Here is a 6,467-nt window from a genome sequence, read left to right on the forward strand (position 1 = left end):
GTGATCTTTCAAGTGGTCAGCAGCCAGAGGAATTCGCCGTCGTCGATCTGGTCGGTCCGGCTGAGTCCCGCCGCAGCGGCCACCGACGCCGAAGCCGCGTGATCCGGGTGGACATGCGCGGTGATCCGCCGCGCGCCCTGCGCCCGAAGCCACGCGACCAGGCCGATTGCCGCCTCCTTGGCATAGCCCCGGCCCTGCCAGGCCGTGCCGAGCACCCAGGCGATCTCGGCCGCATCGGCTGTCACTGTCGCCTGCACATAGCCGACGAGTTCGTCGTCCTGCAGTGAACTGATCACCCAGTTGAGCCAGGACTCCCCCGGATCGCCCGAGCCCGCCACCTGGCGTGTGTAGCGGCCTTCGAGCACCTCCGCCGACGGCGGCTCACCACTGGTGAACGTGTAGAGCCCGGGGTCCGCGAGCACCTTCGCCATCTCCTCGGCGTACTCCACGTGCAGCGGGAGCAGTGCGAGTCGCTCCGTGTCGAACCTGGTCGCGATCATCAGCAAACGGTAGCGCCGAGCGGCTCGACCGCTCCCTCCCACGGCCGGCCCGCCCGACCACCTCATCCCCCAGTTCCCCGAGCAGTCCGTGACATCCCAGCTACGCAGGCAGCCTCGTGTTCGGGTGCAGGTCGAAGCGCGGGCTGCGTCGGTCCTCAGCCCGGTACGGTGTGACCCGCTCCTCGTAGTGCAGGTGTGGCCCGGTCGCCAGGCCCAGGCGATCCCCCGTCTCGACCGTGTCCCCCTGCCGGACCTCCGGCTCGGCCAGATGGTCGTAGATGTGCCAGATCGCGTTCGACTCCACCACGACCTGATCCGCTGCCACTCGTACGACGACTCCGGCCAGAGTGGCCCGGACCGGCGTACCGGCGCCTGCTCGATAGTCACGGCCTGGGTGACCCGCGACGCCGAAGTCGCAGGTGACCACCGCGTTGTGGACGGGTGCTGCCATGTCCAAAGAGTGAGGCCGCGGCTTCAGACAGTCTTAAAGCCGGACCGGCCGGGCCTGTAACGCGGGATATGGTGCGGGCTCCACGTCGAGCTCCGTCATGCGCTGGACGTAGGTGCGATAGGCCCGCCTGGCCTCGCCATGGGCACCACTCGCCTGGAACGCCGACACCAGGCCGAGGTGGGCCCGTTCGTCGTATTGATCGCGCTGGAGGATGCGGAGCAGGTACCCGGCGGCCGCGTCGGGATCGCCTTTGGTCCGCTCGGCCAGTACGCGGGCAACCCGGACGTAGAGCGCCCGGGCCTCCTCACGCATCCCATCGGCCCAGTCGGCGTATATGTCCTCTTCCAAGAAGTCACCGCTGTATGCCGCCTCCGCTCCCCGCAGCAGGGGAAGGCTGTTGCCGTCCAGGCCGGCTCGGGCGTCATGGAGGAACACCTCGACGTCTACGGCGGCCTCGTCACCGTCGAGCCAGATGGTCGCGCGATCGGCACCGACGAACTTGTCGGGCGGGTACTGCTTTGTGGGGTCGAGCACGGACCGCACTGTCGACAGAGCGACCGACAGTCTGGGCGAAGCGACCGATTCACCCTGGTCCGGCCACAGCAGATCCAGGAGCTGCACACGGGCGACTGGACGACAACGACGAGCCACCAGGATCTTCAGCAGGTCGCGGGCCTTCTTGGACGGCCACTCGCCGAGCTGGATGGCCTTGCCGTTCCGGAGTACGCGGAAGCCGCCTAGGCACTCGATGCGCACCGGAGCGGGCCCTGTCTCCTCGCTGGCGGCAAGAGCGGCTGCCGCATAGCGAGTCGCTCCGGCAGCCAGGAACTGCTGGTGCGCCCGCAAGGCCAGCTCGCGGCCCTCCGCTCCCGTAGTACGCCTCGCAAGCATCAGCTCAGCTCGTGCTTGGCCCAGCGGGTCGCCCAACTCGTTCCGGATGTTCAGTACTTCGTGCAGCACCTCTCCGCCGTCGGCCGCCGCGTAGAGCTCGAGTGCATCGGCCAGGCCGGCCCGGTCACGCCGCTTGCGGCACAGTGCGGCTGATTCCTCGGCTGCGGCTGCTGCCTCTGTTTTGTTGCCGGCGTGCAGCGTCACCCAGCCGAGGGCGACCAGCGCACCCGACAGGCCGGGGACCGGTCCGTAGGCAACGGCCTGTCGTGCGATCTCGGCGAGCTCTGCAGCGCGCTCCGGCTCCTCGACCGCTAGCACTCGAGCCAGGCCGGCCAGCGACGGCACAAGCGCCTGCATGTCCTTGGTGTCCTCAGCCATAGTGATGGCCTCCTCGTAGCAGGCTCGGGCCATCGCCCGGTCGCCTCGCTCGCGGTAGACCTCTCCCAGCACGGCAAGAGGTTGGGCGACCCGCTTCGACTCCAGCTTTTGGTACAGCGCTCTGGAAGCTTCGAGTTCACCTATGGCCTCGTCCAGCCGGCCGAGCCTCAGCAGAGCCTCGCCACGGTTGTTCAAAGCCAGTGCACGGAACACTGCGAAGCCTGCGCGGTCCGCCAGCTCCAGTGCGCGTTCCAGCTCGTCCAGGCCGAGTATGTAGTCGCCCTCGGCGATGTGGTGCGATGCACGGTTCACCCGGATCCGGATGGACTGCAAGAGATCCCCTGCGCGCTCTGCGTGCTCCAAGGCTCTGACGTAGTGCGAAGCGTTCCCCCGGGGATCGCTGTCGACCGCGGCGAGCATCGCCAGCACTGTATGGACGATCGCGAGCGCGCGGTCGTCGCCGGAGACCTTGGCCGACACCTCCGCGGCAGCGATGAGCCGGCGACACTCGTCGAACTCCCCGCGCAGCCAGTGCGCGCCTGCCCACCAGGCTTGCAGGAGGGCCTCATCGGTCGGTTGCTGTCCGTCGATCCTGCCTCGCTGGTACGTCGCGACCGCGATGTCCGTCCGGCCGCGCAGATGGTGGATCAGCCCGAGCCGCCAAGCGATGCCGACGGGGATCTCACCTTCGGGCGCGATGATCCGGCCGAAGCAGTCCTCCGCACCCTGCCAGTCACCCAGCACCTGCCGGGCTTCCCCTTCCAGTTGGTCCATCGCGGCGTCCCGGAGTTCCTCGGGCAACGCGCTGACCGCGCCGACCACCGTCTCGGCCAGACCGCCGCTGACCATCGCAGGCCCGCGCTCGGTGAGCATTCTCGCCACGTGGGTCGGCTCCACCGCTTGGTAGCAGGCCAGCGCGTCCCGGTGATCCCCGACGGACTCGAACCACTCGCCTGCCTGCAGTACCAGCGTGTCCATGCCGACCTCGTCCGCTGACAACCTGTCGTTGGCGAAGTCCCGGACCAGCGGGTTGAGCTCGTAGCCGTCTTCATCTCCCGCCGAGACGAGCAGGCCTCTGGTGCATAGTTGCTGCAGCATCTCCGCGCTGTCCGTGAGACCTATTGCCTGGCACAACTCGGTCCCGAACCTGGGGAGCACCGCGACCGCCGCGACCAACCGCCGTACGGCAGGTGGTTCGGCAGCGAAGACCTCCTCCGCCAGGTAGTCATACAGGGGCCCGTCGGAACGCAGTGCGCGCCGCAACCGGCTCTGCCTTTCCGAGCCGGGCACGGTCCGCAATGCCTCCACCGCCAACCGCACGGCCGCCGGCCACCCCTGTACTGCGGCCTGCACTGGCTCGGCAAGCTCCTCGGACCCATCACCCAGTACTAGGTGCAGCACGGCCTGGGTCTCCGCCACTGTGAAGGCGAGGGCGGTCGCGTCGATCTCCAGCACCTGACCCCGGCCGCGCAGGCGGTCGATCCCGAACGGCATGGGCGTACGGGATGCCACCACGAGGTGCAGCGACGGCGGGGCGATCCGGACCAGGCCCTCGATCAACCTGGTCGCCGGATCACCAGGGTTGAGCTCGTGCAGGTCGTCCAGGACGAGAACCAGGTCACCATCGAGGTGCTGCTCGAGCGCATCCGCCAGCACTGCGGCGTACGCGAGCGCTCTGGTTTCCTGCTCGGCGTCAGCGTCGGGGCCGCGCGGTCCTTGGAGTTCCGAGGCGAGGACCTCCGACAGCGCTGGGACCTGCCGGCGCAGCGACTCCACCAGGCCGGTGACCATCGCTGCTAGGGATCGATCCTCGGCACGGACGGTGTACCAGGCGCATGGACGCTCCGCGGCCCAGGAGCCGAGCAGGGTCGACTTGCCGAACCCAGCGTCCGCAACCACCGTCAGCAGCCGTCGCCGAGACCCCTCATCCAGCAGCGCAACCAGCCGCGGCCGCACAACAGCGCCATACAACGCTGGGTCCCCGCCAACTGGCATGCCCCACCTCCCGTCTCCCCTAGACAGAACAGCACCGCGGCCAGCAGCACCGCAACAGTGCTACCCCTGAACCCCCGGGAACTTCCCCGCCCCACCCGGGAAGGTTGTCCCGCCTCACCCGGGAGCCGGTGGCCGCCGCGAGCCCGTACCACGCCCAGCCAACAGCCACCCCAACCGGGTGGCAGGGCAGACTGGAGTGCATGATCGAGATCGATTGGGCGGCGCAGGCTGAGCGGCTGCGGACTACCGCCACCGACGAGGCCGGGTGGAACGAGATGGTTGCCGAGGGCCTGGTTCGGTCCACCGATCGGCTGGCCGTGGATGTCGGCTGCGGGGGTGGCGGTATGGCGAAGGCGCTCGCGGCGGCGCTGCCGGTCGGTGGCAGCGTGGTCGCGATCGATGCCGACCCAGACGTGTTGCACGAGGCGCGCGACCACACAGCAGGCAGTGCCGTGCGGTGCGAACTGGTGTCGATGAACGAAGGACCAGAACCGTTGCGTGAGGCAATCGGCGCACCCGCGGACCTGATCTGGGCATCTGCCTCGGTGCACCATGCGGCCGACCAGCAGGCCGCGATCGACGCGCTCGCCTCGCTGCTGGCACCGGGTGGCCGGCTGGCGCTGGCCGAGGGTGGGCTGCCGGCGCGGAGTCTGCCCTGGGATCTGGGGATCGGTGAGCCCGGGCTGGAGCTACGGCTCGATATTGCGCAGGATCGGTGGTTCGCCGCGATGCGGGACGCGCTGCCGGGGACCATACCGATGCCGTATGGATGGACGGACGCTCTGCAGCGGGCGGGGCTGACCGGGGTGACAACTCGAAGTGTGCTGACCGAGAAGCCGGTGCCGTTGTCCGACGAGGATCGCGAGCGAGTGGTCACCCAGTTCCAGCTCCGGATCGAACGGCTGACTCCTGGTGCTGGGGATCACGAGCCGGAGCACGGACACGGGCATGGTCATGGGCATGCGTCCGAGCTGCCGGCCGAGCTGGCCTTGCCGGCGGCGGATCTGGCGGTCTGGAAGGAGTTGCTCGACCCCGACAGCCCGCGGTACCTGGGCCGCCGGACGGATCTCGCCGCGCTGTCGGTGCGCAGCATCCACGTCGGTCAAGCCCCCGGCTGACCACCCGCGCGCGGCGGCGGATCGCAGTACGGAATCGATCGCCACGCCCGGCGTTGAGGCTGCCGGGCGCGCCGGTCGCCTCCGGCCGCCGTAAGGTGGGTGCTCATGAACGACCGGCTGGTGTGGATCGACTGTGAGATGACCGGGCTTGATCTGGTGAACGACGCCCTGATCGAGGTCGCGGTGCTCGTCACCGACTACGAGTTGAACGTGCTCGGCGAGGGAATCGACCTGGTGATCGCGCCCCCACCGGCCGCGCTGGAACAGATGGGCGACTTCGTCCGCGACATGCATACCGCGTCCGGCCTGCTCGCCGAACTGCCGAACGGGATCCCGCTGGGCGAGGCCGAGCAGCAGGTGTTCGACTTCATCTCCGGGTACGTGAAGGAGCCGCGCAAGGCCGCGCTGGCGGGCAACTCGGTCGGCACCGACCGCACCTTCCTGGTCCGGGACATGCCGAAGGTCGAGTCGCACCTGCACTACCGCAACGTCGACGTCAGCTCGATCAAGGAACTCGTCCGCCGCTGGTACCCGAGGGTGTACTACGCGACGCCGGCCAAGAACGGGAACCACCGCGCGCTGGCCGACATCACCGAGAGCATCGCCGAGCTCCGCTACTACCGGCAGACCGTTTTCGTGCCTCAGCCCGGGCCCGACACCGACACCGCGAAGGCGGCCGCGAGCCTGGTCAGCGACCCGATTTCAGGTAACTGACCATCGTCGCTATGATTACCCAGCCGCAGTGATTCGGGCGGCTAGGCAAGGCAACATGGTGGGTATAGCTCAGCTGGTAGAGCACCTGGTTGTGGTCCAGGGGGCCGCGGGTTCAAGTCCCGTTACTCACCCGAAGGCGACTGGCGGTCTGTGTCCACAGAAAGCGTGGACCTGGCCGCCTTCGCTATTTGTGCGTCGCTTCGCTCCGCAGGCGGGGGGCTTCGCCACCCCACACCCCCCTTTGCTGTGGCTGAGGCAGCCGCCCGGCTCTGCTGTGGCTGAGGCAGTCGTCTGGGCCTCTGCTGTGGCTGAGGCAGCCGCCCGGAGTGGCGTCCAGCAGAGTGGTGTACGGCAGGCCCGGATGGGCGTGGCGTAGACGTGTGAAAGCGGTCATCGCGTGATCCTTTGGAAGACCTCTCA

5 protein-coding genes and 1 tRNA gene are annotated in these 6,467 nt (G+C 68.6%); 3 read left to right on the forward strand and 3 right to left on the reverse strand.

Annotation, left to right across the window (positions count from 1 at the left end):
* Nucleotides 1–8: 8 nt before the first annotated feature.
* The 3 genes from EV648_RS41485 to EV648_RS41495 all read right to left on the reverse strand — a co-directional run bounded on the left by EV648_RS41485 (nucleotide 9) and on the right by EV648_RS41495 (nucleotide 4,215).
* Complete coding sequence (locus EV648_RS41485) at nucleotides 9–500, reverse strand: GNAT family N-acetyltransferase (protein WP_132301828.1); 492 nt, start codon at nucleotides 498–500, stop codon at nucleotides 9–11.
* 100 nt (nucleotides 501–600) lie between these two features.
* On the reverse strand, nucleotides 601–951 hold the full coding sequence (locus EV648_RS41490; protein WP_132301830.1) for a M23 family metallopeptidase: 351 nt from the start codon (nucleotides 949–951) through the stop codon (nucleotides 601–603).
* 33 nt (nucleotides 952–984) lie between these two features.
* Nucleotides 985–4,215, reverse strand: coding sequence for a tetratricopeptide repeat protein (locus EV648_RS41495; RefSeq protein ID WP_132301832.1), 3,231 nt, complete (start codon nucleotides 4,213–4,215; stop codon nucleotides 985–987).
* Between the two features lie 200 nt (nucleotides 4,216–4,415).
* Between EV648_RS41495 and EV648_RS41500 the strand changes: the two genes are divergently transcribed.
* From EV648_RS41500 to EV648_RS41510, 3 genes are all read left to right on the forward strand, one after another.
* On the forward strand, nucleotides 4,416–5,333 hold the full coding sequence (locus EV648_RS41500) for a bifunctional 2-polyprenyl-6-hydroxyphenol methylase/3-demethylubiquinol 3-O-methyltransferase UbiG (protein ID WP_132301834.1): 918 nt from the start codon (nucleotides 4,416–4,418) through the stop codon (nucleotides 5,331–5,333).
* A 105-nt stretch (nucleotides 5,334–5,438) separates the two neighbouring features.
* Nucleotides 5,439–6,047, forward strand: coding sequence for an oligoribonuclease (gene orn / locus EV648_RS41505; RefSeq protein WP_132301836.1), 609 nt, complete (start codon nucleotides 5,439–5,441; stop codon nucleotides 6,045–6,047).
* A 58-nt stretch (nucleotides 6,048–6,105) separates the two neighbouring features.
* Nucleotides 6,106–6,178: transfer RNA gene (locus EV648_RS41510), tRNA-His, on the forward strand.
* The last annotated feature ends 289 nt before the right edge of the window (nucleotides 6,179–6,467 follow it).

It is taken from the genome of Kribbella sp. VKM Ac-2568, from assembly GCF_004345365.1.
Taxonomy (GTDB): Bacteria; Actinomycetota; Actinomycetes; order Propionibacteriales; family Kribbellaceae; genus Kribbella; species Kribbella orskensis.

Bases quoted from the DNA above. Each gene is read 5' to 3' on its own strand.
- EV648_RS41500 (WP_132301834.1), top strand. From the start codon at position 4,416: ATGATCGAGATCGATTGGGCGGCGCAGGCTGAGCGGCTGCGGACTACC.
- orn (WP_132301836.1), top strand. From the start codon at position 5,439: ATGAACGACCGGCTGGTGTGGATCGACTGTGAGATGACCGGGCTTGAT.
- EV648_RS41490 (WP_132301830.1), bottom strand. From the start codon at position 951: ATGGCAGCACCCGTCCACAACGCGGTGGTCACCTGCGACTTCGGCGTC.
- EV648_RS41485 (WP_132301828.1), bottom strand. From the start codon at position 500: ATGATCGCGACCAGGTTCGACACGGAGCGACTCGCACTGCTCCCGCTG.
- EV648_RS41495 (WP_132301832.1), bottom strand. From the start codon at position 4,215: ATGCCAGTTGGCGGGGACCCAGCGTTGTATGGCGCTGTTGTGCGGCCG.